We start from the raw sequence: 26,247 nt of genomic DNA, 5'->3' as shown, positions 1-26,247 counted from the left end.
TTTCGCTCGGCGTTTCGTTCACATCCCGGCCTTGACGGCGGCGCCGGCATCGACGAACAATTGCTGCCCGGTCACGTAGCGGGATTCGTCGGAGGCCAGGTACACGACCGCGTGGGAAATGTCGGCGGGATCGACGTAGGGAACCGGGATGGCATGGATGAAGGTGAACCCGACCTCGGCATCGGAGCGGGTGGGATTCTCCAGGTCGGGACGGAATGCCCGGTAGATCGAATCGATGTGAAGCATGTCGGTGTCGACGTTGGTGGGATGCACCGCGTTGACGCGAATCCGCTGCTCGCCCAGTACCAGGGCCAGGGACTTGGTGTAGTCGCACAGCATGCTCTTGGCCAGTCCGTAGCCGGCTGCGCCCGGCCCCTGCAGTCCCAACCCATCGCTGCGGGTCACCTGCGATGCCAGCGCCGCAATTGATCCGGTGACAACGATCGATGCGCCCGGCTTCAGATGCGGCAGCCCGACGCTCACCGTGTTGACGACGCCGACGAAGTCGACATCGAATGCATCGACGAAGCCTTGCACGGGTACCGTCGGACCGAACGCAGAGATGCCGGCGTTCGCCACGATGACGTCGAGTCCGCCGAACTCGGCAACGGCGGAACCCAGCGCAGCCGCCAGCTCGGACCGGTCGCGTACGTCGACTTTGGCGGTGATGACACGCCTTCCCGCCGCCTCGACCAAACGTCCGGTCTCCGCCAGATCGGAGTCGGTGGCCAAGTGGTTGGGGTTGCTGGCGATGTCGGCACAGATGTCGAGCGCGATGATGTCGGCACCCTCGGCGGCCATGTGCAGTGCGTGACTGCGACCTTGTCCGCGGGCAGCGCCGGTGATCATGACCACCTTGTTCTCGAGTCGGCTCATGTCCTGTTCCTCCACAGTTGGTTCGGTGCGCTCGGTGGGATGGCTGCTGTCCTTCGACCCAGCTGGGTTTCAGGGGTTCGGCATCACCAGGTCTGTCCAACCGCCGCTCGTCGACGACTCGGCGAGATTCGACTGGGAGTAGATGCGGCCGTCATCGGCCATGTATGCCCCGGTATGTGGATTGTATTGCGCTGTCTGTACATTGACCGGCGCCGAATCGTCGTAGCCCGCGGGCGCCGCGGGTGGTGGCAGTGGTGCAGGAGGTCCGGTGTCCGCCGGCCGCGGGGTCCCTTCCAACGGGCCGAAGATGCCCTCGTCCGGGTCCGCCCTGCTGTCCGGTGGTACGCCTTGGCCGAGGAGATTCGGGTCGACCGGGTAGGGGCCGAGTATGTGCTGCCGTTGGGCCAGCGGCATGAAGCCCTCCGGACTGTTGCACAGTTCCACCGTCGGGGCACGTTTACCGGGGTGCTCCATGCACGGGTAGTTGCGCGCCCCGCGGACTGCGATCGGGGAGTCGTGCGGGAGCTTGCAGTAGATCCCGTCGGGCGTATCGATCACCGATTGGTCCTGCGGTGATCGCCATGATGACGGGGGTAGGAAACCGACCGTACACGGGGGCGGATCGGACATCGTCATGGCGAAATCTCCCAGGGCGATTCCGGTGGCGTTCTTGTTGGGTGCAACGCCCTGTACCGCAGCCACATTGGGAGGAAGGAGCACCAGTAGCTGCTCGAGTGACGCGTTGTATGTCACGGCAACCTGGCCGACGGTGGTCAGGTTCGCCAGGAGCACAGGCAGCGTCGGGCGCACGTCGGCCAGCAATCGGGATACCTCGTCCGCGGCGGGCGGGCCTTGCTGCAGCAGGGTGCGAACGTGCTGATCGTTGTGCCGCACTTGCTCGGTGACGCCGCCGAGACTGCGGATCCAGGTCCGTAGCGCGTCGCTGCTCTGTGCTTGGCCTTCCAGCAGGGGCCTGGCATCGGTGATCAGGGTGGCGGCCTCGTTGGCCACGCTGTTGAGGTCCGTGCTCAGTTTGGCGACGGAGTCCAGGAGCGAGCCGAACGCGAAGTCTGATCCGTTGAAGGCGTCGAACGACTCATCGATGATCGTGCTCAGCTTGTCCTGCGGAATGCTGTCCAGCAGCGTACTGACCTGGTTCATCATCGGCCCCACCTGCTGCGGAATGGTTGTCTTCCCCGCCGGGATGACCGACCCGTTCACCAAATATGGTGGTGATTCATTGCGGGGTTGCAGATCGACGTATTGTTCGCCGACGGCCGACATGCTGCGAACATGCGCGATGAGATCAGTAGGGATGCGGGGCCGGGTGTCCAGCGAGAGGGTGGCTTCTACATATTTCCCGTCCCGCACATCGATGGAGTTGACCTGCCCGACCTGCACGCCTCGGTAGGTGACATTGCTGAAGCGGTACAGGCCGCCGGCTGCCGGCAACTGCAGTTTGACCGTGATTCTCCCGATGCCGAGGAGGGTCGGCAGTTGCAGGTAATGCGTGGCCATCAGGGGCATTCCGATCACCGAGGCAATCGTGAACAGGATCAGCTGAAGACGGATCAGCGGTGTGAGCATCAGCCGCCTCCCGCGGGTGGGCCGTAGGGTCCGGCGAAGATCAGGGGCGGTCCGGCGGCGGGGGCGGGGGCTGATGACGGGGCCGGCTGAGATGCCGGGCCCTGGTCGGGGCCGGTCGGCGTCCCGGCCGCGGCGTCGGTCATGCTCCGCAGCGGATCGGCGATGAAATTCAGATAGGCGGGCTCTCCCGGTGCCGGCACCAAGGGGGCGTTGGGGTCTTCCCAGCGTGTCCCCAACATCGTCGTTCGCTTGAGCCGCGGAACGGTGAGATCGATGATCTCGAAGAGGTTCATGTAGTCGCCGCGCACCGCCCGGTCGATCAGGTTTTGTCCATAGGGATAGACCGTGAGGTAGGCCAGTGCGCGGTCCAACCCGTCGCCGACGTCGGCGAGTGCGCGCAACGTCGGCCCGAGATTGTCCAGGTTGGTCACCAGATCGGTCTGGGTGTCGTGGACCAGGCGAGTGGAGCTGTCACTGAATGCGTGCAGCTTCTTCAGGGCGTGGGTGATGCGTGGTTGTTCGGTGATCAATACGTCGAAGGCTTGCGGGATCTCGCGCAGCGCAGCCGAGATCACCTGGCTCTGATCGGCGAAGACGACGGCAAGATCTTTCATTTCGTCGATCGAGGCGACAATGTTCGCACGCTGGGTGTCAAGCACCTCGACGAAGCGATCCAGCCGGTTCAACAGGTCACGCACGTCGCTTTCGCGACCGGATAGCGCGGCGTTGAAGTTGTGGATTATGTTGCCGATTCGGCCCAGCCCGCCGCCATTCACCACGGCCGACAGTGCCGACAGGGTCTGCTCGGTGGACGGGAAGATCATCGACTTGTCCAGCGGGATCGTCGCATCGGCGGGTAGCCGACCGTTGGGCGCCTGGCCGATGGGTGGGTCGAGCGCCACGTGCATGGATCCGAGTAGGCTTGTCTGCCCGATGCTGGCCAGTGCATTGGCCGGGACCACCGCATCGGCGTGTACCGAAATCTCGACATCGATGTGCCAGTTCGAGAAGGACATCTTTCCGACGTGTCCCACCACCACGTCATCGACCATGACCGGCGAATTCGATTCCAAAGCACCGATATTCGCGAATTCGATGTGGTAGCTCGTCGCGTGCTTGCCCCCGCCGACAGTGCCGGGCAACGGCAGGGAGTTCAAGCCTTGAAATGCGCAACCTGTCGTGGCCACCACCACGCTCCCGGCGATCAGCGCCGCGGCGCGTAGCCGAAATCCGCGGTGTGACCGGTTATGGACCGTCATAACGCCCCCTGTGCCGGCAGTATCAGCTCGGGAAGGGCCGGCCCGACGGAGGGGGCGGCAGGCACAGGTGCCCCCGGGTACAGCGCCGGTGCGGGTGCCGCGGGAAGGTGGGCTGGAGCGCCTGGGCCCGGAGCAACGGCCGGGGGCTGTGCCCCCTGCGGCGCCGGGAAGGGATTGTCGATCGCGCCGGTGTAGGCCGATATCGACGGGGCCGGCTCAGGTGGGTTCGCTCCGGTGCCGCCTGGTGCCAGACTGGGATCGGTGTAAATGATGTCGCCCCCGGCCTTGCTGAGATAGGGATTGATCGGAATCGGAAGATAATTGAAATTCGGCAGCCGTAGCGCGGGTCCCAGATACTGTCGGCACAGACGTGCTGTCTCTTCCGACGTCACGTTCGTGACCGCAGCGATTGCATTGCATATGAAGCCCAGGGTGTCGCTGAAGTTGTTGATGACGAACGACCCGACCTGGGTCCCGGTGTTGGGATTCACCACGTTGTAGCTGTTGGCAATCGCATTGGGCATCACGTGCAGGACGTTCTCCAGATCTGCCTTCTGATCCACCAGAACCTGCGTGACATCGGTGAGGCGCTCCAGTTGCTCGGTGGTTGCCGCACCGGTGCCGGCGACGAACCGCTGCACGTCGCCGACCGCATTCGACAGGTCGGTCAGGGCACCATCGAGCGCGGAGCGACTATCGGAGAGCACGCTGGTCAGCGTGGCGAATCGATTCTGGAATTCGACAATCTGCACATTGCTGTCGCGAAGGGTGCTCACGAACGTTTGGAGATTCCGGATCACTTCGACGATGTTCCCCCCACCGTCTGCCAGGATCCGTCCCACTCCGGAGAGTTCTTCCAGGGTGCGGTGCAGCTTTTCACCGTTGCCCTGCATCGCATCGGCGGCACTGTCGATGAACCGGGACAGCGACGAATCGGGGCCCTGCGCACTGGGTGCCAACTCGGTGGCCAGTCGCATCAGTTGGGTCTTCACCTCGTCCCATTCGACGGGGACCGCCGTGCGCTCGACGGGAATCACCGCTCCGTTCCGCATTGTGGGACCGGATGTTTCGTACGCCGGGGCAAGTTGCACATACCGAGACGACACCAAACTCTGTGCGACGATCACCGCCCTGGCGTCCGCTGGGATCGGAACGTCCGCATCGATGTCGACCGTCATTTTGACGTGCGCCCCCGCGGGGTCGACGGCCGCGATCTTGCCCACTTTGACGCCCAGCACGCGGGCGTCGTCACCGGGGTAGATCCCGGTGACGCTGGTGAAGTAGATGACGATTTGAGTCGGTCGAAAGTATGTGGTGCCGACCGCCACCACGAGGCTCGCCGCCAGAAGTAGCGTGAATCCCACTGCCAGGGCCCGCTTTCGGGAACGCCACGTCATCTGGATCCTCCCGGAATCCCGTTGAAGGGGAAGGGGAACTCGGCGCGCGGCCCGACGTTGTCGGGTGGCTGACCGGCGCCGACGCCACGCCGGAATCCGAGCGCGTAGTCCATGAACGGTTGCAGGGCTTGCGCCGGTACCAGGTTGGGGACATAGGCGTTGTAGTAGAAGCCGCTGGACACTGTTTCGCCCTGGGTTACTTGGAATTTCGCCAGACCGGGTAGCGCCGCGGCGATGTTGTCGCGGTTCTTCTGCAACACCTCGGTCACCGAATTGAGCTTCTCCAAGGCGGGAGCCAGTGCCTGCTCGTTGTCGGCCACCAGGCCGGAAAGTTCCCGACTGACCGTGGATACGCTGGTGAGGAGGTTCACGATGGTCTCGCGCCGATCGTTGAGCACCTCGATCAGCGCGTTGGCATCGAGGATCAAGGTGTTGAGTTGCCGGCTGCGCTCGGACAGTACGCCGGTGACATCGCGGGTGTTGTCCAACAGTTCGCGCAGCACCACGTCCCGGCTGTTCAACGACTTCGACAAGCGGGTGAAACCGTCGAATGTCGGACCCAACTGCGGGGCGATCTGATCGAGGGTCGCGGTGAGCGCGTCCAGGGCCTCATTGAGATCCCCGGTGTTGGTCCCGGCGGTGTTGGTTGTCAGCTCGTTGACCGCGTCGTTCAACGAATACGGCGATGACGTGCGTGTCACCGGAATGACATCGTTGGTAGGTTGCTTTGCGCTGCCGATGGATTCCACTGTCAGCACGCGCTCGCCGAGCAATGTCCTGGTGCGGATGTGGGCGGTGCTGCTCGATCCGAGGTGGAACCGGCTGTCGACGACGAAGTCGACGAGGACCTTGCCGTCGCGCAGCGAGATGTCAGAGACGGCGCCCACCGTCATACCCGACATCATCACCTCGTTGCCCGCGGTCAGCCCGCCGGCCTCGGTGAACAGGGCCTGATATCGCAGCGCCGTTGCCCACTGTGAGATCGTGGCCGGTTGCAGCCCCACAGCGATGATCAGGATGATCAGGGTCAAGCCGATGATTCCCGACCGGATGAGGTTTGATCCGCGGTATTTGAGCATCAGGGTTCGCTACACCTTCCGCTGTCTTGCTTGGTCCACGGGATCACGACGGTTCGACCCTCCAGATCGCTTACACGGAAGGAGAGTTCGCAGATGTAGTAGTTGAGCCAACTGCCGTAGGCGCCGAGTCGGCCCAGTTTGCGGTAGTTCTCCGGCGCCTTGGTCAGCGCGGCGTCGAGTCGGCCTTTGTCCTGTTCGAGCAGCGGTGCCACTCGTTCGAGCTGCGCCACTGTCTCCGCGAGCGGAGGGCGGACACCACCGAGCAGGTCCGCGATCGCAGCGGTGCCAGTGCTCAGCGAGTCGATGGCCGCGCCGATGGGATCGCGATCTTGAGCGAGCCCGGAGACGAGCCGCTGGAAGCGGTCCACCGCCTGTCCAAGCGCGTCGCCGTCGGTCCGGAGCGTTGCCATCACTGAATTGAGACTGTCGATCAGGAGTTCGACGGTCTCGCTGCTGTCGGCCAGTTCATCGGAGAATACGGCACTGCGGGACAGCACCGATTCCAGCGTCCCCCCTTGGCCTTGGAACACCTGCACCAGGGATGCGGTCAAGGCGTTGACCTCGCGCGGATCGAGGCCCCGAATGACGGGTCTGAGCCCGCCGAGCAACTGATCGAGATCCAGCGCCGGGGTGGTCCGCTGCAACGGGATTCGTGATCCGGCAGGCATGGGAGCAAGCGGGCCCGGCGCGTCGAGCACTTCGAGATAGCGGTCACCGACCAGATTGAGGTAGCGCACCGCAGCCGTACTCTGCCCGGTGAGTACCACCTCGCGGTCGGTGTCGAACTCCACCAGGACGGTGTTGTCGGCTTGCATGGCCAGGTTGGTCACCGTGCCGACCCGAAGGCCGGCCGCGCGCACCGAGTCTCCGGTCTTCAGGCCCGACGCGTCGGTGAACACTGCCCCGTAGGCGATGCTCGCGCCCATCCGGTACTGACCGAAGACGGCGATCAACAACGCGGTGAGTACCAGGGCTACCGTCGCGAAAGCGCCGAACTTCAACCCGGCTCTGGAAGAACGTGTCATCCGGGTTCGCCGATCTGCGCAGAGTTTCGGGTCGGTCCACCGATGGGGCCGAACAGCATCTGTTTGAGGGCATCGGAGTTCAACAGGATGCCGTGGTTGCCGTACTGGACCGGGTTTGCGCCGATGTCCGCCACCACAAAGGGTGGGCGGGTGTCGAAGGGGACGTCGGGCAACCCGTGGCACTGCGGCCCGCCGCGTGCGGCCACTTTGGGAAGGTTCGCGGGATAGCGGTACCGCTCGAGTCCCAGCATGAAGCCGGTGGTCACGACAACGCCCGGTTTCGGCGATGCCGGCAACTGCGCAAGATTGTCCAAACCCGCCAGCGCGCAGGTCAATGCCTCGTGATAGCGATGGGTCAGGTCGGTAGTGGGGACCAACAGCCTCAGTGTGTCGGTCAGCGGGTCTCGGTTGGCCTGGACCACTTCGGTTCCGATTTCAGCCAGGCCGATCGCGCTGACGAGCATGCGATCCAGGTCGTGCTCCATGGCGACCAGCGTCTTGCTGATGGAGGTGGCATCGTCGGCGATCCTCATCAGGCCCGGGGCCGAGTCGGCGTAAGCGCCCAGCACCTCGGGCGCAATCTCGAAATCGCGGGACAGGTCGGGCAGGCTCGGTTCGAGCTCGGTCAGGAAACGGCCCCACGTGCTCAGCGTTTGTCCCAGCATGTCGCCGCGACCGTCAAGGCCACCGGATATTGCATGCAGCGTGGCGTCCAACTTGTCGGGCTGAACTCGCGACAGCACAGATCGCAATTCTTCGAACACGGTGTTGATCTCGACCGTGACCTGGCCGGCGTGAAGCACCTGGCCCGCACTCAGCTTCTGCGATGAGGGAGCGACGGGCGGCACCAAATCCACCGACTTGGCTCCGAAAACGGTGGGGGAGGCGATGACGACCCGCACATTGGCCGGGATCTGTTCGAGACGTCGGGGCTCTATTCGCAAGTGCACCAGGGCGTTTCCGTCAGGACTCGCGGTGATGGAGGCGACCGTGCCGATCTGGACGCCAAGCAGGGTCACCTTGGCGTTCGGGTTCATCACCAGGCCTGCCCGCTGGGACACCACGGTGAGCGGGACGGTGCGGGTGAATTTCCCCTGAAACAGGCCGGCCGCCACGGCAATGACCGCGCCTAGTGCGACCACCATCACCAGGCCGGTCAGGAAGCGATGCATCTTCCTCAACGACGCATCTCCTGGTCATCGAGGGGTTCGGCCGCCAGGCGTGCAGGGAGCGCTGCTTGACAGCGGCCGGTGCGGTCGATCATTGCGGCTCCTCGCGAACACCAAGACGCTGGAGCGCGGCGTAGACGCGGATCGCCTCGGCCGGCGCGGGCCCAGTCTGACTGTACGATAGTACAGCGACATTGTACGACTGTATAGCGTTTTGCTGCAGTCCGCGCCCGGCGGAAAACGGGATTGCTTCACGCAAAGTGCAACACGTTGTTAGATCACTTAAAGAAAAGCAGCAGAACAGGTCTGGGGTTGCTGCCGTTCGAAAGGCTCAGCTACCGTCCCGAATGGACTGGCGCACCAGATACTTCTGTACTTTGCCGCTCGGTGTGCGGGGGAAATCATCGACCAACCTGACCAACTCCGGCCATTTCTGCCGGCCGACCCCGGACTCCTGGAAGTGCGCCCGTATTTCGTCCAATGACGGGGCCTTCACCTCGGGCTTGAGTCGAAGAACCGCCGCGGTTCGCTCACCGAGGCGGTCATCGGGCGCGGCGACCACCACCGCCTCGGCGATTTCCGGCATCGTCAGCAGCACCTCTTCGACCTCGAGCGCGCTGATGTTCTCGCCGCCGCGGATGATGATGTCCGATTTGCGATCGGTTATGGTCAGGAAGCCGTCGGCATCAAGTTCGCCGATGTCGCCGGTGTGGTACCAGCCGTCGGCGTCGAATGCCTTGTGGGTGAGGTTCTCGTCGGTGTAGCCCAGGCACAGATCTGGGCCCCGGCTGAGGATCTCACCGTCGGCACCGAGTCGCAGTTCGACGCCCTCGAGGGGATTTCCATCGGTGAGCGTGCGCTTGTCCTCGGCCCCGGTCGGCCGATTGCCGGTGATCGAAGGATGTTCGGTGCTGCCGTAGGAGCGGTAGACGATGATGCCCATGTCGGTCAAGCGCCGACTGACGGCCACCGGAACAGAAGCCCCGCCGAGGCCCATGTACTTGAGCCGCTGCAAGTGCTCCGGCCGGAAGTCGGCATGATCGAGCAGGCTCGTCGCGAAATACGGCGGCCCACCGCCGACGGTCAACCCGCAGTCGCTCATCAGCCGCAAGGCCTGAGCCGGATCCCAGGTGTCCGACAGATTGATCGGGGAGCCGTCGAGCAGCGGGATCAAGAAGGCGCTGAGCATCCCGATGAAGTGGCCGACCGGGGTGGCGGTCAGCTGGTTGCCACGGTCCTCGGGGAACATCGCGAGAAGTTGGCGGGACTCGAACCCGAGCGTTTGATGGCTGTGAACGACACCCTTGGGGTCGCTGGTGGTGCCCGAGGTGAAAGCGATGAGCGCAGGGGTTGTCGCGTCCGCGTCGAGTACACCTTCCAGCGCGTACTCAGCCAACAACGCGTCAAAATCGCGGCCGACTACGCCGACGATCGGAATGTCTTTGCAGACTTCGGGTTCGAAGGACATCCGACCAAAGCGCTCTGCGGTGATGAACACCTTGGCGTCGGCTGCACGCAGGATATGGGTGACCTCTTTGGGTCCGTAGAAATGCACCACCGGAACCACCACGGCGCCCAGAAACGCCGAGGCCCAGAACGTGGCCGCAGCTTCCATCCAATTGGGCAGCTGAAATGCCACCACATCCCCGGGCCCGATGCCACGCGTCCGCAATCCGGCGGCCAGCCGGCGGGCGACCTTCTCGACATCATCGAAGGTCCCCACAAACGGCCGCACCGCCGAATGCACCCGGAATGTGCTCCCGGGATGTGTCTTCAGGCCCTGGGTCAACAGGTCGCCGATGGTCTCATCGGTCCACCAGCCGTTGTCCCGGTATCGACGCGTCAGCTCCGGCGGCACGTCACGCATAGCCCTGGTCCATTCGTTTCGGTGGCACCGAGATCTGAGGTCTACCCGCCCGGCATGGCCAGCAATTGATCGGTTGATTGATTTGTATCACATCGTGAGGTTGTGATCACACTCTTGACGCAGAGTGCGCTGCGCCATACGGTGAGCAATCAATCGATCAAGCGATTGATTAAGACACTTGCACCTCGGCCGCGCCGGAAGCGGCGGCCGGGGACCGGAGCCGGGCCGAGGGTGCGCCCCGCCGGGTGGGAGCCGTATCGGTAACCACGTCGGACATGAGAAGCTAGGAGAGTACGTCTTGGCACTAGTAGAGCGATTGACGAGGAAAGATGGCGTCCATCTCGCCGATGCTCGGGCGCCCCGCCGGCTCGAACGGCGAGGAGACCCGGCGCCGCATCATCGAGGCCACCATGCGCTGCGTGGCCGAAGTCGGCTACTCGCGTGCCACGATCCGGGAAATCGCCCGGATGGCCGAGATGACCAGTGGCAGCTTGTACCACTACTTTCCGAACAAGGCCGAACTCGTCAAGGAAACCGTCGCCGAATACGCGGAGATGACGGTGCCGCGGTTGGCCGAGGTTGCTGGTCGAGAAGGGCACGCGCTGGCGAAACTGCTGGCAGTGCTCGACGAATGCGATGCGGTGATGAACGAGTTCCCGTACGTCGCGGCGTTCGACCGGGCAATCCGGGCGGAGAGTTCCCTTCGAGTCGACGTGATCAACAGCGATGCCGTCACCATGACCACCACACTGCACACCCTCGCCGAGGACATCATCAAGCAGGCCAAGCGCGAGGGGACGTTGTCGCCTGGAACGGACGTGGCGAGTGCCACGAACGCAATTTACACGGTGATCAGGGGGCTCACCGAGCATGCGGCGGTGGCCCCGGCGGCCGACTTCCACGCCACCATCCGTGCGCTCAAACTGCTCATCCAGGGCCAACTGGTATCGGGCGCGGTGCCTCGGAAGGCCACCGACAAGGCCTCGCCGACCAAGAAAGCCATGAGCAGGAAGCCGGTGGCCAAAAAGTCCACCGCCAAGAAGCCGGCCGCCACGCGTCGCACCGGCTGACCTCGCCGCGGCTCGGGCTCCCGGGCGGGGGGCTGTGATGGATATCCAGCGCATCGGAGACGAGTCCGAGATCAGGGCGCTGCTCTTTCGGTACGCCCGCGCCGTGGACACCGAAGATTGGGATCTGTGGCGCTCCTTGTTCACCCCCGATGCGCGAGTCGATTACAGCTCCGCAGGTGGGATCGCGGGGACCCGCGATGAGGTGGCCGATTGGCTCAAGGTCTCGATGTCCTTCCTGCCCATGAAGCAGCACTACATCACCAACATCGAAATCACGGTATCCGGTGACAGTGCACAGGTACGGGCGATGTTCTTCAACCCGATGCAGCTGCCTGGCAAAACCGACCTGAGTTATTGCGGCGGCTACTACCACCACCAACTCGTCCGGGCCGAGTCCGGTTGGCTCAGCCGCGATCTGCGTGAAGAGAACCAGTGGTTCGTCAACCCGCTGAGTGCCGACGACACGCCTGGGGGCTGAAAGCATGAAGAAACTAGTTATCGGGGCCAGCGGATTCCTCGGCTCCCACGTCACCCGCCAACTCGTGAACGGTGGTGACGATGTCCGGGTCATGGTTCGAAAGACCAGTTCCACCAAGGGGATTGATGATCTCGCGGTGGAACGCGTCTACGGCGATGTGTTCGATACGGAAGCACTTCGGGCCGCGATGGCCGACTGTGATGTCGTATATTACTGCGTGGTTGATGCCCGAGCCTGGCTGCGCGATCCAGCGCCACTGTTTCGCACCAACGTCGAGGGACTGCGCAACGTCCTCGAGGTGGCCTCCGCAGCGGACCTACGGAAGTTCGTATTCACCAGCACGGTAGCCACACTGGCGGTCGGCGCCGGCACTCCAGTGACCGAGGATGACCCATTCGACTGGCACGACGGTGGACCCTACGTGCAGTCCCGGGTGGCGGCTGAGAACCTGGTGCTGGAATACGTTCGGGAGAAGGCGCTGCCGGCCGTCGCGCTGTGCATCTCCACCACATACGGGCCGCGCGACTGGCAGCCCACGCCCCACGGTTCGCTGCTGGCACTGGTTGCCGCCGGGCGGTTCCCGTTCCACTTCAAGAACTCGATGGAGATAGTCGGAATCGAGGATGCGGCCTCGGCGATGCTGCTGGCCGCCCAACATGGTCGAGTCGGTGAGCGGTACATCATTTCGGACCGCTGGGTCAGCCAGCGCGAGATGCACACCCTGGCGGCCGAAGCGGCCGGCGTACGGCTACCGACGTTCGGGCTGCCCATGCCTGCGGTCTACGCCGTGGCACGTGGGAGCGATCTCGTCGGGCGGGTCCTGCGCCGAGAGATGAAGTTCTCCACCGTCGCTCTTCGGATGGCCGATGTCATGGCGCCGCTGGACACCGGCAAGGCGCAGCGGGAGCTGGGCTGGAAGCCCCAACCGGTGGAGGACTCCATCCGCAAGGCGGCGGTGTTCTTCAAGGAGCAGGGCATCACCGGCATGTGAGCCGTGATGTCGCTGGGTCCTAATCCACCACGCTAGCCTCTGCTCCCATGAATTGCTCGACTCCCCAACCCTTTTCGTAGGGAGACGCGGCCGCAGTCTCGAAGGACATCGAGGTGTACCTCCAGCCGTCCGCCGTTCGGAGGTATCGGTTGTGGTAGCGCCCCAACGTCCAGAACGCCTGACCACCAGGGAACGTACTCGCCACGATGGCATGCCATTCGGCGCGTGCCCGGTCACCATCGACCTCGATCAGCTGGTTCATCACGTTGTGAATGATGAACGGGATCGCTTGAAACTGCTGGAACAGTTCCGCGATCTCGATGCGCCCCACTGCGCGCATCGTCTCGAGCGGGCCGATCCACTCGCCGTCTTCGGTGAACAGGTCAGCCACCGCGTCCGGGTCGCGATGGGTGGGTTGCCCCCAGCCGCCGTCGTTGAGGTTGATGTACCGGAACTGGAGTGCCGCGATCGCCTCCCGGTCTTCGATCAGGGCGACGCGCTGCTCGAGGGTCTTCGTCATGTGGTCTCCGAGGTCGGATCGCCCGGCGGCAGATCGGGGGCAATAATCAATCAATTGGTTGATAGTTAAACACGCGCGCCGACCGAATTCCAGGTTTCAGTCTGTGTAACTGCGTCTTTCGCCGAGCCGCCGGTCAGGCGAATTGGTCTTCCAGCGTCGCGCAGAGTCGCTCGCGGTGATGGCGGGCATCCCCGCACAGCACCGAGTTGACCCGGGCCCGCCGCATATACAGATGTAGATCGTGTTCCCAGGTGAAGCCGATGCCGCCGTGCAGCTGCAGCGCGTGGCCCGCCACCCGGTTGATGGCGTCGGACACGTATGCCTTGGCGATGCTGGTGGCACGATCGGCGTCGTGGTGCTCGCTGTCCAGGGCCAGCGCGGCGAAGTACGTCGCCGCGGTGCTGGCCTGCACCCAGATGCGCATGTCGGCGCACTTGTGTTTGACGGCCTGGAAGCTGCCGACCGGGCGACCGAACTGCTCGCGTTCCTTCACGTAGGTGACGGTCATCTCCAACAGTCGTTGCCCGATGCCGACAAGTTCCGCGCACGTCAGGACCGCGCCGAGCTGCATCGTGCGCTCCAGTGACCTACTGGCGGCTGCGCCGCGGGCCAGTAGGGCCGCGGCGTCGACGGCGACGTCGGCGAGCGTCACGTCGCAATAGCTACGGGTGATATCGAGGGTCTGCTGGCGGTCGATCCGGACGCCCGCGGAATCGGTGGGCACCAGGAACCGGGCCGGTGCCCCGTCCAGCACGGCGTCGACGATGAGGAGCTGCGCGCTGTCGGCGTCGGGCACGGACACCTTCGACCCGTCCAGCACATAGCCGCCGTCCTGCGCGCGGGCAGCGGTCGTGACGCCGGCGGCCCCCCAGGGCCGGCCGTACTCGGCATGCGCCCAGGAGGCGATCAGGGCGCCTTCGCAGATCGACTGCAGCAGTTTGGCTTTCCGCTCGCTATCGCAGCGTGTCAGCGCATCGGCGGCGACCACCGTGGGGATGAACGGTGTGCTTGCCAGGCTGCGGCCCAACTCGACCGCCACCAGCGCCAGGTCGATGGACCGCTGACCCAGTCCGCCGTCGTCCTCCGGAACCGCCAGGGCGGGCCAGCCGAGCTCGACCCCGCGCCGCCACAGTTCGGCGTCGAATCCGGCGGGACCGTCGATGAGATCGCGGGCCCGCTCGAGCGACGCCTGGGCCGTCAGGAGCGATCGGGTGGAATCGACGAGGCCCTTCTGCTCGGCGGTGGGCTCAAAGTCCACGTGCTGCTCCTTCGCTGAAAGTCGACTGACGAAGTTCTGGGGGATTGCCAAACGTCACCCGAACATACAGGATACTGATTAAGCTCAATTTGGTTTGGATCAAGCGGCTGGGAGACGGTTCGTGCAACTCGGACAAGACGCGGAACTGGACGAAGTGCGACGTCGGGTCCGCGAGCTGGCGGCGCAACACGCGCCACCCCGGAACCGGCACACCGGCGTCCGGGCACCGGAGGCCGACGAGGTCCCGGCGCTGCGGAAATGGACCCGGCAGTTGTTCTCGGAGCAGCTCCTGGGAGTGCATTGGCCGGTCGAATACGGCGGCCTGGCCCACCCCCACCCGCTGTTTGAGGCGGCCGTCTACGACGAACTGATCCGCGTCGGCGCGCCCGGGCCGGTCGGTGGCGGTCTGCTCGCGGCCGCGGCCATCATCGCTTCCGGAACCGCCGCGCAGAAGGACTATTTCCTGCCCCGCATCCGCTCCGGGCAGCACATCTGGTGTCAGCTGTTCAGCGAGCCCGATGCGGGCAGTGACCTGGCCGGACTGCGGACCCGGGCCCGCCGATCCGACGACCACTTCGTGGTGGACGGACAGAAGGTGTGGACCACCAACGGTCAGTATGCCGACTGGGGATACCTGCTGGCCCGCACGGATCCCGACGCCCCCAAGCATGCGGGGATCACGGCGTTCGCGCTGGACATGACCACCCCCGGGGTCACGGTTCGGCCCCTGCGGGAGATCACCGGCACCGCGGACTTCAACGAGGTCTTCCTCGACGAGGTGCGCATTCCGGTCAGCCAGGTGATCGGGCAGGTGAACCAGGGCTGGGCGGTGACCACCGCCAGCCTCGTCCTCGAACGATCCGCGGCGGGCAGCGGCGCCTCGCTGTTCGGCGCGTTGGACCGGTTGGCGCGACTGGCGGCCGACGTCCCACGCGACGGACATCCCGCGATCGATCGCGACGATGTGCGCCAGGCCATCGGCGGATTCGTCGCCGACGTCTATGTCAACTCGTTGGTCTCCGCGTACGGGGACAGCCGGGCCCTGCACGGCTCGGCCGACGCCGCGGACGCGCCGGTGTCGAAGATCCTGTTCAGCGAGATCAACCTGGCACTGCACGAATACGGCCTCGAGTTACAGGGTGCCGACGGTGTCCGGGTCGAGGGCGACGCGTTCGTGCCCGACCTGGGTTGGTGGCAGGACGCCTTCCTGTACGCCCGCGCCTTCACCATCGCCGGGGGGACCAACGAGGTGCTGCGCAACGTGATAGCGGAGCGGGCGTTGGGGCTACCCCGTTGACGACGAACGTGTTTGGGCGTACCGCACCGCCGAACTCCGCACTGAGTGTCGAACTGGAGGAGAACTGATGCCGCTGCAGGATTGGATGAAGATCATCTCGGTGGACGACCACGTCATCGAACATCCGCAGGTGTGGCAGGACCGGCTGCCCGAGGCGCACCGGGAGCAGGGCCCGCAGATCATCGAGACCGCGGAAGGTCACCATGTGTGGCGTTACGAGGATCAGTTGTATCCGCAGATCGGGCTGAACGCGGTCGCGGGCAAACCGCCGTCGGAGTACGGCATGGAGCCCGTGCGCTACGACCAGATGATCCCGGGCTGCTATGACCCGGCCGAACGGATCAAGGACATGGACATCGACGGCGTGCACGGGGCGCTGTCGTTTCCGTCGTTCCCCGGCTTCGGTGGCGGCGTCTTCCAACGCGCCAAGGACAAGGAACTGGCCCTGGAATGTGTGCGGGCCTGGAACGACTTCCAGGTCGAGGAATGGTGCGCCGGGGACCCAGGCCGGTTGATCCCGCTGGGCATCCTGCCGACGTGGGATCCCCAGTTGGCCGCCACCGAGGTGGAACGGTTGGCCCGGCTCGGCACCAGGGCGGTGTCCTTCCCCGACAGTCCGGTCCCGCTGGGTCTGCCGTCCTTCCACCACCCGACGCACTGGGAGGTCCTCTGGCAGGCGTTGGAGGCGGCCGACCTGCCGGTCTGCCTGCACTTCGGAGCCGGCGGCTATGTGCCCGGCTTCTCGTTCCAGAATCCGTCGCCGACCGATATGGCGCCGTTCGCGGTCGCGATCGCGACGTTCTCCACGAACCTCATGTGGAGCACCGCCGACCTGGTGTATTCGGGGCTGCTGCAACGCCATCCGAAGCTGAAGTTCATGTTGTCCGAGGGTGGCATCGGCTGGATTCCGTATCTGCTCGAACGGCTGGACTACACCTGGGAACGACATCGCTGGTATCAGAACATCAGTCGCACCGACCGACCGTCGGACCTGTTTCGGAAGCATTTCTGGGGCTGCTTCATCGACGATGTCCACGGGGTGAACTCGCGCGAGCTGATCGGAGTCGAGAACATCCTCATCGAGGTCGACTACCCGCATTCGGACTCCAACTGGCCCAACAGCCGCAAGCGAATCGCCGAAAACCTGATCAACGTCCCCGATCACGAGGCGCACCGCATTGTCGAACTGAACGCACGCGAACTGTTGCGCCTCGACGGCGGTCGGTAATGGGTGGCAAGCCCGACGACGTGGATGGGCCGCCGGCCGCCCCCGACGAAGCCGCGGTCGATCGCCCCGAGACCGATGACTACGACCTGTTGACCTTCGGCGAGGTCGCCGCCCGCATCGACGAGGAATTGGCCGAGATGGCAACCGAACTGGAACGCGCGCGCCGCATCCCAACCCGATGCGGGTCGGATTCAAGCCCTTGAGGAACGCATGGCGCAGCTGAGGGGCAGCGGCGAGCGCTACCGCCGCGAGGGCCACACGAACGAATTCTTCAAGCGGCGGTTCGGCACCGTCGCGGCACCGTCGGCCGATCAGCGGCCGCAATGGCGTTGACCGATCGGACACAAGGACCCGGAGATCGATGGTGACCTCGCGACCGACCCCGTCACCGGTCGGTGATATCACGGACTGGACCCGGGGCTACGTGGACCGGCACCCGATAGCGTCGCTGGAAACCGTGGGCAGCCAGTTCATCCTGGGGTTGCGGACGTTGCAGTATCTGGTCACCGATATCGCCAGAGGGCGGTTCCCCTTCGAGGAGTTCGTTCGGCAGGCCGCTTTCATGGCCTCCACTGCAATGCTGCCCACGATGTGTGTGGCGATCCCCATCGGTGTCACGCTCCAGATCCAGTTCGCGTTGCTGGCCGGTCAGGTCGGCGCGACGTCGCTGGCCGGTGCGGCGAGCGGACTGGCCGTCATAAAGCAGGGCGCACCGTTGGTCGCGGCGCTGTTGATGGCCGCCGCGGTGGGATCGGCGATCTGTGCCGACCTCGGCTCCCGGACCATCCGGGAGGAAGTCGACGCCCTTGAGGTACTGGGGATCTCGGCAATCCGCCGGCTGGTCGCCCCCCGGCTGGCGGCGGCGATCGTGGTGGGACTCGGGCTGACCGGACTGGTCTGCTTCATCGGCTTTCTGGCCGGTTACCTGTTCAACACGTTCGTGCAGAACGGTGCGCCGGGCAGCTTCGTCACCACGTTCGCGTCGTTCGCGACGGTGGGTGACCTGGTGCTGACTCTGATCAAGTCGGTGGTGTTCGCCGCGATCGTGGCGATCGTCGCGTGCGACAAGGGACTGACCACCAAGGGCGGTCCCGCCGGCGTGGCGAACTCGGTGAATGCCACCGTGGTCGCGTCCATTCTGCTGCTGATGATCACCAATGTCGTCTTCACGCAGATGTATGTCCTGCTGTTCCCGAAGGCGGCGCTGTGATGGCGGCCGCGACCTACTATCCGCGAGGTACCCGGCCGTTCGTCGTCGCGGCGTTGTCGGTGGCCGGACTCGGCGTCCGGCTCGGACACCTGCTGACGTTCTTCGGCCATGCGGTGGCCGGGGTGCCGGTGGCCCTGACCCGATACCGCAAGGCGTTCTTGGCAATTCTGTCCGATGTCACCTGGGGCAACGGTTCCATCGTGGTCGGCGGTGGCACCGCCGGGGTGATCATCGTGCTGGGCGCTACGGCGGGTGCGATCGTCGGAATCGAGGGCTATCAGGCGCTGCACCTGCTGGGCATGGAACCCGCGGCCGGTCTGCTGTCTTCCACGGTGTCTACCCGCGAACTGGCGCCGATCATGGCCGCGTTGGCGTTCGCGGCGCAGGCGGGCTGCCGGTTCACCGCGCAGTTGGGGTCGATGCGAATCTCCGAGGAGGTCGACGCCATTGAATCGCTTGCCATCCGGCCGATTCCGTACCTGGTGACCACCCGGCTGCTGGCCTCGGTGGTGGCGATCATTCCGCTCTACGTGCTGTGTCTGGTGGTGAACTACGCCGCCGTGCAAACCATCGTGACCTTCGCCGGCGGTGTTTCCGCGGGATCCTTCGACCACTACTTCCGGTTGGTGCTCACCGGCTCGGACATCGCCTATTCGGTGGTGAAGGCCGTCGTATTCGTCACGATCACCTCGACGATCCAGTGCTACTACGGTTACTTCGCCACCGGCGGACCGCAGGGCGTCGGCATTGCGGCGGGGCGGGCCATGCGCGCCAGCATCTCGGTGATGATCATCGCCAATCTGCTGCTCACCGTTGGGCTGTGGGGCATCGGGTCGGGCGCGAGGTTGGGCGGCTGATGATGCAGAAGCTCGAGTCGGCGGCCCGGCAGATCTCCGACGGGCGGTTGCTGTTGCGCGGGCTCGCGTTGCTGCTCGGCGCGGCGCTGCTGTCGGCGGCGGCCATCGCGAAGTCCGAGGGCTTCTTCTCGAGCCGCGTCGAGGTCTTCGCGCTGCTGAACAATGTCGGGGACGGGCTGCCGTCCGGATCCGACGTCAAGTTTCGCGGTGCCCTGGTGGGGACCGTCGAGGGGGTGCGGCCCGCGTCGGAGGACCGCCCGAACGAGATCAGACTGAGCCTCGACCCGCACTTCGCCCCCGGAATCCCGGCCACCGTGACCGCTCGGGTGGTGCCCAGCAACGTCTTCGCGGTCTCATCGATACAGCTGGTGGACAACGGACCCGGACCGAAATTGGCGCCGGGGGCCGCGATCAGCCAGGACGACAGCCTGGCCACCGTGCAGTTCCAGACCGCGCTGACCAAGCTGCGCGACGTGATGGCCGCGGCCGGGCGCCCCGGATCCGGTGACAACGTGGGTGTCCTGGCCGCCGTGGCCCAGGCCACCAACGGCCGCGGCGACGAACTGTCACAGGCCGGCGGCGGAGCCAACCGCATCGTCAAGGAACTCAACGCCGTCATCGCCGATGACGGAACCGAGTCGCAACTGCAGGTGCTCTCCGAGGCCTTGCAGGGGCTGCAGACCGCCGCACCCGATCTGCTCGAGGCAGTACACCAGGCGGCGGTCCCGATGCGCACCGTCGCCGAAAAGCGCGAGGAACTCCTGAGTTTTCTGTCCGCCGGTAACACCACCTTCGGCACCGTCGGTGAGGCCTTCGAGAACAACACCGACCGGATGATCGTGATCACCACGCAGATGTCGCCGGTGCTCGGGGTGCTCGCCGACGGGGGCAAGGAGTTCGCACCTATGGTCACCCGCATCAACACGGTCACCAATCGGTTCTTCGACCACGTCTGGAAGCCCGACCGCAACCTCGCAGTCGGCAAGTTCCTGTTGGTGCTCACCCCGAACAAGATGTACACCCGTCAGGACTGCCCCCGCTACGGCAAGTTGGAGGGGCCCAGTTGCCACACCGCGCCGGTGACCGCTGACCCGCCGGTGCTGCCGCACTCGCTGCATCCGCGGAATTACCCGGTGGCACCGCAGATGTCGGGCGGCAACGTGGGCTCGGTGGGCAGCCCACAGGAGCGCGCGCAGCTCAGTGAGATCCTCGGACCCGAGCCCAATTCAGCGTCCGAACTGCTCCTCGGGCCGGTCGTGCGGGGCACCACCGTACAGATCATCCCCGACCCATCGGCACCAGCACCTGGACCACCGCTGCCGGCGGAGGCCGCGCCGCCCGCTTCGTCTGCACCCGCGTCGGGGGTGGGTCCGTGAGAGGGTACCGCCGCCCCCTGATGGGGCTGTGCCTCTTCGTCGTCGTCTGCTTTGCCCTGGTCTGGACGGTGTTCGTGACGTTGCAGCGCAACGTCGACGGACCGACCAAGGACTACGCCGCGGTATTCACCGACGTCATGGGGCTCAAGGTCGGCGACGAGGTGCGGATGGCCGGGGTGAAGGTGGGCCGGGTCGACGGGATCGGCTTGACCGACGAGGGTGGTGCGCGGGTGGACTTCCGCGTCGAATCAGAACAGCTGCTCTACGGAAACACCAAGGCGTCCATCGACTATCAGAACATCATCGGTCAGCGCTACCTGGGCCTGGCGCTCGGCGAGTTCGACGACCCGCAGGTGCTGCCGGCCGGGGCGGTGATCCCGGTGGAGCGCACCGAACCGTCCTTCGATATCTCGAACCTGCTCAACGGTTTCGAGCCGCTGTTCGCACTGTTGAACCCGGACCAGGTGGACAACCTCACCACGGCCGTCATGCGGGCCATGCAGGGTGACTCCGGCGCGGTCACCACCTTGATCGCCGAGACCACCAGATTGGCCGAGGAGTACTCGGGCACCGATCAGATCCTCGACGGGGTCTTGACGCACCTGAACTCGGTGCTGGGTTCGGTGGCCGAGCGCAGCGGCGACCTGGACGCCACGATCGCCTCCACCAAGGCGTTGTTCGGCGGTTTCGCCGCGCGACGCGAGGAGTTCGTCGACTCGATGGACCAGGCTTCGATCGTCGCGCAGCGGTTGGCCAACGTGATCAGCGATGTGCAGCCCGATCTGCAGCAGTGGCTCGACCGGGAACCCGGATTCGCCCAACACTTCATGGCGGACAAACAGGCGTTCGCCTACCTGGGGTTCAACACCCCGCTGATGCTCAAGGGGCTGGCCAGGATGAGCCAGGGCGGCTCCTATCTCGACGTGTACGCCTGCGACCTGACCGTCAGCCAATTCCCGCGCATCGACAGCCTGATCACCGCGATCGTGGAGGCCGCGACGCCGGCCGGTGTCGCCCAACACAGTGCGAAGTGTCGGTGAGAGCGCGATGAGACCTGTCAAAGAGGTACTGCGCCGCCCGATCGAGGCGCACGGAAAGCTGCGGCTCGGCGTGATTGCGGTGGCGATCATCGCGCTCACTCTCGGTGCGGCGCTGGGCGTGGGCCGCCTCGGACTGGGCAAGACCGAATATGCCGCCGAATTCGCTCAGGCGGCGGGCCTGAGCGCGGGCGATCAGGTGACCGTCGCCGGTGTGTGGGTGGGCGCGGTGAAAAGCCTGCAGCTCGACGACGATCACGTTCGGGTGACGATGGAAATCGACAGCGGTCTGCGCCTGGGCGCGGCCACCGAGGCGGCCATCAAACTCACCACGTTGCTGGGGGCACGTTACGTCGACCTGAAGCCGGCCGGTCCGGGGGAGTTGACGGACCGACGAATCCCGTTGGCGAACACCGAAGTTCCCTACGACCTGCAGACGGCATTGCAGGATGCCACGGTGACGTTCGAAGCCGTCGACGCCGAGAAGATCGCCGAGTCGATGACGGCGCTGTCGCAGCAGCTGCAGGGCACCCCCGAGATCCTGCCGCAGGCCCTGGACAACGTCGAACACCTGTCCTCGGTCATGACCGCGCGCCGTGACGAGATCGGGGACCTGCTGCGCAGCTCCGAGCGGGTGACCGAGTTGCTGGGCAACCAGCAACAGAGCCTCGGCCTGCTCGTCCACCAGGGCCACGCGGTGCTGGCCGACCTCGCGGCTCGCCGCGAGATGATCGTCCGGTTGTTCGACGCCACCACGAAGTTGGTGAACCGATTGCAGCCCGTGCTGATCGGGAACCGGGCTCAGATCGACGAACTGCTGACCAACCTCGACGGGATGCTGTCGTCGGTCGGCCGCAACGACGAACTCTTTCGCAACACGCTGCAGATCTTGCCGGTGCCGGTCCGCAACTTCGCCAACGCGACCGGCAGCGGCAACGAGTTCGACTTCACCTCCTCCGGTGGAACCATGATCGATTCCTGGATGTGTGCCATCAGCGGCCGAGCCCAACAGTTCAACCTGCCCAACTACTTCGAGGACTGTGCATGAGACGCCCAGACACTCGGCATGGCCCGAGCAGGGCGACCGCCAAGGTGATCGCCATCCTCGCCATGGCGATGATTGCCAGCGGGTGCTCCGGCGGACCGATCAGCCGCGATCGGGGCATGACCGTCACCGCGCAGTTCGACAATGCCAGCGGCCTTTACGAGGGCAACGCCGTCGCGATCCTCGGCATGCCGGTCGGCAAGGTGACGAAGATCCAGCCCAAGGGGCAGTACGTCGAGGTCACGATGCGCATCAACGACGGCGTCCAGATCCCGGCGGATGCGCACGCGGTCACCGTCTCGACGTCCATCCTGACCGACCGTCATATCGAGTTCACGCCGGTCTACCGGGGCGGACCCACGCTGGCCGACAACGACACCCTCAGCCTGGCGCGCACCCGGACCCCCGTCGAATTCGATCGGGTGCTGGCGATGGTCGACGAACTCGCGGTGAAAATGCAGGGCGACGGTCAGGGGTCCGGGCCCATCGCCGATCTCGTCGCCGTCAGCGCCGCGATGACCAGCGGCAACGGACCCAAGATCCGGTCAGCGCTCAGCGAACTGTCGACGGCGCTCGAACTCAGCGACGAACGCGGCGCACCGACCGCGGACGCGCTCACGACCATCGTCACCAGCCTGGAAAGCCTGAGCCGAGCCGCCACCGAGAACGACCAGACGATCCGCGAATTCGGCACGGCGATACGACAGCTCAGCGCCACGGTGGCCGACGAGGAACTGGGCACCGGGTCGGCCGGCGCTCAGGTCAACCAGGTACTGACCGGGACCGCCGAGCTGCTGGAGGCCAACCGGGAGACGCTGAAGTCGGCGACGTCGAACACCGAGCTCGTCACCCGGGCGATCGCCGACTACCGCCGCGAGCTTGCCGAGGTACTCGACCTGGCGCCGATGGTGCTGGACAACGTCTACAACATGATCGACCACGAAAAGGACGCCATCCGAGCGCATCCCACGCTGGACAAGGTGGAGCTCAACGGCCAGGCCACCAAGGAGTTGTGCAATCTGCTCGGCCTGAAGCAACTCGGCTGTGCCACCGGCACCATCGCGGACTTCGGCCCGGACTTCGGCGTCACCAGCATGCTCGAGGGATTGGCGGGACTGGGATCATGACCTACTCGTCGCGCGACCGGGCGACCCGGACGCTGCTGATCGCGACCGCCGCGGTGGCGACGGTGAGCGTGGTGAGTTCCTGCTCGGTGGGGCTCGACCGGATTCCGCTGCCGGCGCCGTCGGCGGGCAGCACCACCTATCCGATCAGTGCCACGTTCACCGACGCGCTCAATCTGCCGGCCAAGGCCAAGGTGCGACTGTCGGGCGCCGACGTCGGCGAAGTGCAATCCATGACGGCCCGCAACTACACGGCGTTCGTCACCATGCAGATTTCCGCCACGGTCCAGATTCCGGCCGGGACCAAGGCCGAACTGCGCTCGGCCACACCGCTCGGTGATGTGTTCGTGTCGCTCACACCGCCGTCGCAACAGGACTTCAGCGCCGCGCCGATGCAGCCCGGCGACGTGATTCCGGTGGACGCCACCGCATCCGCGTCCTCGGTCGAGGATGTGCTGAGCACCGCGGCACTGCTGGTCAACGGCGGCGCGATCCGGAACCTGACCAAGGTCATCAACGGAATGGGCAAGGCCGTCGGCGGCAAGGGGGAGGATCTGCAACTGTTCCTCGACGAGTCCACCCGGTTGGTCCAGAGTCTGTCGGCGCGGTCGGAACCCATCAAGCGGGCGCTCACCCAGACCGGTGACGTCGCCGAGACCTTGTCGGCCCGCCAGGACGCCATCAACGAAGCGATCTCCGCGGCCGGCCCCGCTCTGGGCACTCTGGCCGAGAACACCGACCGCATCGTGGACCTGATCGCGCAGGTGAACCGAATTACCCTGCAGCTGGCGAAGTTCCCGTCGATTCGGGGTGAAGAGTCCCGCAGCATGATGGCCGACATGAATCGGCTGTCCGCCGAGTTGAACGCCGCCGCGACGGCGCCGGGCGCCTCGCTGGCGACGTTCAACCTGCTGTTCGGGCCGGTCCTCAAGTTGACCAACGCGACCTCGTCGCATGTCTCGATCGACCTGGCCGACATGGCGGTGGGGGCCTTCGCCGACCCGCACCACCCCGCCGATCCCGGTAGCCGGGGACCGACCCGGGAGGACTTCCGCAACATGGTGGGCAGCATCACCTACGAGTTGATCAGGGTCCGCGACAAGTTCTGGGGCGCTCCGACACCGCCGGTTGGAACGGTGCCGCCGCCGAATCTCATCGGCCCGGCGCCCGGGTCGCTGACCCCGGCGCCGCCCCGCCCGGCACCGGGAGGCACGCCGTGAGCGCCCGGTTCGTCGCCATCCTTCGTTACCTGCGAGACCGTCGACTGGGCCTGTCCGCGGGCGCGCTGGCGCTGATGTTGGTGGTCGGGGTGGCCTACCTGCTGTTCGGGACGTTGCAGATCGATCCGGGCCGCTCGGACAAGATCGTGCGCGTGCAACTCGCGGAGACCGGCGGCCTGCTGCCGGGGCAGGACGTCACCCTGCGCGGGGTGCCGGTGGGCCGCGTGCGTTCCATCGACCTGACCGACGACGGTGTGGTGGCGATTGCGGCGCTGCGGCCGGACACGGAGATTCCGGTCGACAGCGTGGTTCGGGTGTCGGCCTTGTCGCCGGCCGGCGAGCAGTACCTGGATTTCCGGGCCGACACCAGCGCCGGACCCTACCTGATCGATGGCAGCGAAATCGGCAGTGCCAGAACGCAAACCCCGGTCACTCTCGCCACGCTGCTGGGCAATCTGGACGGCACGCTGAAGCAGGTCGAGCCGGATCAGCTCGCTGCTGTCCTCGACGAGTTGCGGGTCGGGCCGCAGGGCGCCCACAAGCTGGCGGCCATCCTTGACGGTGGTGCGCTGCTCGTGTCGACGCTGGACTCGGTGTTGCCGCAGACGGTGAGCCTGCTCAACACCAGCAAGGTGATGCTTTCCACGGTCCGGGATGTGAGTCCCGGTCTCGTCGCCACTTCGGCGGACCTCTCCGCGATCCTCGGCGGGGTGCAGCGCATGGACGGCGGCTACCGCACGTTGCTCGATCGCGGGCCCGAGACCATGCAGTCGCTTGACGACCTGATCGCCGACAACTCGCCGACCATGGTGCAGTTGCTCGGTAACCTGACCACGGTCTCGCAACTGACCTACCTGCGGGTGCCGGCCCTGCAAGCGTTCTTCTTCCCCGAGAATCGCGACGGCTCCGCGCTCGAAGCGCTCGGTTCCACCTTCCGGGACGGCGGCGTGTGGGGAGCGGTCAGCCTGTATCAACGGTATTCGTGTGATTACAACCTGCCGCATGCGCCGCCGTCGGTCGCCGACCATCCGGAACCGTACCTCTACACCTACTGCCCCAACCCGGACCCCAAGTACCTGGTGCGGGGCGCCCGTAACGCCCCGCGACCGGCCGACGACGACACCGCCGGGCCACCGCCGGGGGCCGATCCGCTGCGGCGCGCGGATCCCACGCCCAAGGGGCCCTACACGATTCCCACCCCGTACGCGGGTCCCGACCTGCCGCTGCCGCCACCGCCGAGCGGACCGTGACCCGAGACCGGATGGAGGAGCGACAGC

The 26,247-nt window shown here is 65.5% G+C and carries 25 protein-coding genes; 15 read left to right on the top strand and 10 right to left on the bottom strand.

The window, feature by feature from the left end:
• Nucleotides 1–18 precede the first annotated feature (18 nt).
• From RCP80_RS23885 to RCP80_RS23850, 8 genes are all read right to left on the bottom strand, one after another.
• Complete coding sequence (locus RCP80_RS23885; protein ID WP_308480042.1) at nucleotides 19–876, bottom strand: mycofactocin-coupled SDR family oxidoreductase; 858 nt, start codon at nucleotides 874–876, stop codon at nucleotides 19–21.
• A 69-nt stretch (nucleotides 877–945) separates the two neighbouring features.
• Nucleotides 946–2,463 (bottom strand): MCE family protein, encoded by a 1,518-nt coding sequence (locus tag RCP80_RS23880; protein WP_308480041.1) that lies wholly within the window; start codon nucleotides 2,461–2,463, stop codon nucleotides 946–948.
• Nucleotides 2,463–3,722, bottom strand: a complete 1,260-nt coding sequence (locus RCP80_RS23875) for an MCE family protein (protein ID WP_308480040.1) — start codon at nucleotides 3,720–3,722, stop codon at nucleotides 2,463–2,465. Before RCP80_RS23875 ends, RCP80_RS23880 begins: the two co-directional genes overlap by 1 nt.
• Entirely contained in the window at nucleotides 3,719–5,119 is a 1,401-nt protein-coding gene (locus tag RCP80_RS23870; RefSeq protein WP_308480039.1) for an MCE family protein, read from the bottom strand. Before RCP80_RS23870 ends, RCP80_RS23875 begins: the two co-directional genes overlap by 4 nt.
• On the bottom strand, nucleotides 5,116–6,198 hold the full coding sequence (locus tag RCP80_RS23865) for an MCE family protein (protein WP_308480038.1): 1,083 nt from the start codon (nucleotides 6,196–6,198) through the stop codon (nucleotides 5,116–5,118). The genes RCP80_RS23870 and RCP80_RS23865 overlap by 4 nt, the downstream gene beginning before the upstream one ends.
• A complete protein-coding gene (locus tag RCP80_RS23860) occupies nucleotides 6,198–7,223 on the bottom strand; it encodes an MCE family protein (protein ID WP_308480037.1) in 1,026 nt (341 codons plus the stop codon). Before RCP80_RS23860 ends, RCP80_RS23865 begins: the two co-directional genes overlap by 1 nt.
• Nucleotides 7,220–8,395 carry an MCE family protein gene (locus RCP80_RS23855; RefSeq protein WP_308483002.1) on the bottom strand — a complete coding sequence of 392 codons (1,176 nt, stop codon included), beginning with the start codon at nucleotides 8,393–8,395 and terminating at the stop codon, nucleotides 7,220–7,222. The genes RCP80_RS23860 and RCP80_RS23855 overlap by 4 nt, the downstream gene beginning before the upstream one ends.
• 328 nt (nucleotides 8,396–8,723) lie before the next feature.
• A complete protein-coding gene (locus RCP80_RS23850) occupies nucleotides 8,724–10,259 on the bottom strand; it encodes an AMP-binding protein (protein ID WP_308480036.1) in 1,536 nt (511 codons plus the stop codon).
• A gap of 329 nt (nucleotides 10,260–10,588) precedes the next feature.
• On the opposite strand from RCP80_RS23850, the gene RCP80_RS23845 reads away from it, so the two are divergent.
• From RCP80_RS23845 to RCP80_RS23835, 3 genes are read left to right on the top strand one after another with little or no spacing between them, the layout of a single operon-like run.
• Entirely contained in the window at nucleotides 10,589–11,329 is a 741-nt protein-coding gene (locus RCP80_RS23845; RefSeq protein WP_308480035.1) for a TetR/AcrR family transcriptional regulator, read from the top strand.
• A 37-nt stretch (nucleotides 11,330–11,366) separates the two neighbouring features.
• Nucleotides 11,367–11,807: a nuclear transport factor 2 family protein gene (locus tag RCP80_RS23840; protein ID WP_308480034.1), complete on the top strand. Its 441-nt coding sequence runs from the start codon at nucleotides 11,367–11,369 to the stop codon at nucleotides 11,805–11,807.
• Between the two features lie 4 nt (nucleotides 11,808–11,811).
• Nucleotides 11,812–12,798, top strand: a complete 987-nt coding sequence (locus tag RCP80_RS23835; RefSeq protein WP_308480033.1) for an NAD-dependent epimerase/dehydratase family protein — start codon at nucleotides 11,812–11,814, stop codon at nucleotides 12,796–12,798.
• 19 nt (nucleotides 12,799–12,817) lie between these two features.
• Here the strand turns inward: RCP80_RS23835 and RCP80_RS23830 are convergent, their stop codons facing one another.
• Both RCP80_RS23830 and RCP80_RS23825 read right to left on the bottom strand, forming a co-directional pair.
• Complete coding sequence (locus RCP80_RS23830) at nucleotides 12,818–13,318, bottom strand: nuclear transport factor 2 family protein (RefSeq protein ID WP_308480032.1); 501 nt, start codon at nucleotides 13,316–13,318, stop codon at nucleotides 12,818–12,820.
• 133 nt (nucleotides 13,319–13,451) lie between these two features.
• The gene (locus tag RCP80_RS23825) at nucleotides 13,452–14,576 is read right to left on the bottom strand and encodes an acyl-CoA dehydrogenase family protein (protein ID WP_308480031.1); all 1,125 of its coding nucleotides are present in this window, start codon (nucleotides 14,574–14,576) and stop codon (nucleotides 13,452–13,454) included.
• 121 nt (nucleotides 14,577–14,697) lie between these two features.
• Between RCP80_RS23825 and RCP80_RS23820 the strand changes: the two genes are divergently transcribed.
• From RCP80_RS23820 to RCP80_RS23765, 12 genes are all read left to right on the top strand, one after another.
• Nucleotides 14,698–15,873 carry an acyl-CoA dehydrogenase family protein gene (locus RCP80_RS23820; RefSeq protein WP_308480030.1) on the top strand — a complete coding sequence of 392 codons (1,176 nt, stop codon included), beginning with the start codon at nucleotides 14,698–14,700 and terminating at the stop codon, nucleotides 15,871–15,873.
• A gap of 67 nt (nucleotides 15,874–15,940) precedes the next feature.
• A complete protein-coding gene (locus RCP80_RS23815) occupies nucleotides 15,941–17,101 on the top strand; it encodes an amidohydrolase family protein (protein ID WP_308480029.1) in 1,161 nt (386 codons plus the stop codon).
• Complete coding sequence (locus tag RCP80_RS23810) at nucleotides 17,101–17,304, top strand: hypothetical protein (protein WP_308480028.1); 204 nt, start codon at nucleotides 17,101–17,103, stop codon at nucleotides 17,302–17,304. Before RCP80_RS23815 ends, RCP80_RS23810 begins: the two co-directional genes overlap by 1 nt.
• Nucleotides 17,305–17,311: 7 nt before the next feature.
• A complete protein-coding gene (locus RCP80_RS23805) occupies nucleotides 17,312–17,434 on the top strand; it encodes a hypothetical protein (protein ID WP_308480027.1) in 123 nt (40 codons plus the stop codon).
• Nucleotides 17,435–17,462: 28 nt separating this feature from the next.
• A complete protein-coding gene (locus RCP80_RS23800) occupies nucleotides 17,463–18,311 on the top strand; it encodes an MlaE family ABC transporter permease (RefSeq protein ID WP_308480026.1) in 849 nt (282 codons plus the stop codon).
• Complete coding sequence (locus RCP80_RS23795; protein ID WP_308480025.1) at nucleotides 18,311–19,168, top strand: ABC transporter permease; 858 nt, start codon at nucleotides 18,311–18,313, stop codon at nucleotides 19,166–19,168. The genes RCP80_RS23800 and RCP80_RS23795 overlap by 1 nt, the downstream gene beginning before the upstream one ends.
• The gene (locus tag RCP80_RS23790; RefSeq protein WP_308480024.1) at nucleotides 19,168–20,544 is read left to right on the top strand and encodes an MlaD family protein; all 1,377 of its coding nucleotides are present in this window, start codon (nucleotides 19,168–19,170) and stop codon (nucleotides 20,542–20,544) included. The genes RCP80_RS23795 and RCP80_RS23790 overlap by 1 nt, the downstream gene beginning before the upstream one ends.
• The gene (locus RCP80_RS23785) at nucleotides 20,541–21,584 is read left to right on the top strand and encodes an MCE family protein (protein ID WP_308480023.1); all 1,044 of its coding nucleotides are present in this window, start codon (nucleotides 20,541–20,543) and stop codon (nucleotides 21,582–21,584) included. The genes RCP80_RS23790 and RCP80_RS23785 overlap by 4 nt, the downstream gene beginning before the upstream one ends.
• A 7-nt stretch (nucleotides 21,585–21,591) precedes the next feature.
• Nucleotides 21,592–22,629, top strand: coding sequence for an MCE family protein (locus RCP80_RS23780; protein ID WP_308480022.1), 1,038 nt, complete (start codon nucleotides 21,592–21,594; stop codon nucleotides 22,627–22,629).
• A complete protein-coding gene (locus tag RCP80_RS23775; RefSeq protein WP_308480021.1) occupies nucleotides 22,626–23,753 on the top strand; it encodes an MCE family protein in 1,128 nt (375 codons plus the stop codon). The genes RCP80_RS23780 and RCP80_RS23775 overlap by 4 nt, the downstream gene beginning before the upstream one ends.
• Complete coding sequence (locus RCP80_RS23770; protein ID WP_308480020.1) at nucleotides 23,750–24,970, top strand: MCE family protein; 1,221 nt, start codon at nucleotides 23,750–23,752, stop codon at nucleotides 24,968–24,970. The genes RCP80_RS23775 and RCP80_RS23770 overlap by 4 nt, the downstream gene beginning before the upstream one ends.
• Entirely contained in the window at nucleotides 24,967–26,220 is a 1,254-nt protein-coding gene (locus RCP80_RS23765; protein WP_308480019.1) for an MlaD family protein, read from the top strand. Before RCP80_RS23770 ends, RCP80_RS23765 begins: the two co-directional genes overlap by 4 nt.
• Nucleotides 26,221–26,247: the final 27 nt, after the last annotated feature.

This window comes from Mycolicibacterium sp. MU0053 (genome assembly GCF_963378095.1).
GTDB lineage: Bacteria > Actinomycetota > Actinomycetes > Mycobacteriales > Mycobacteriaceae > Mycobacterium > Mycobacterium burgundiense.
This window is presented reverse-complemented; position numbering and strand designations above follow the sequence as displayed.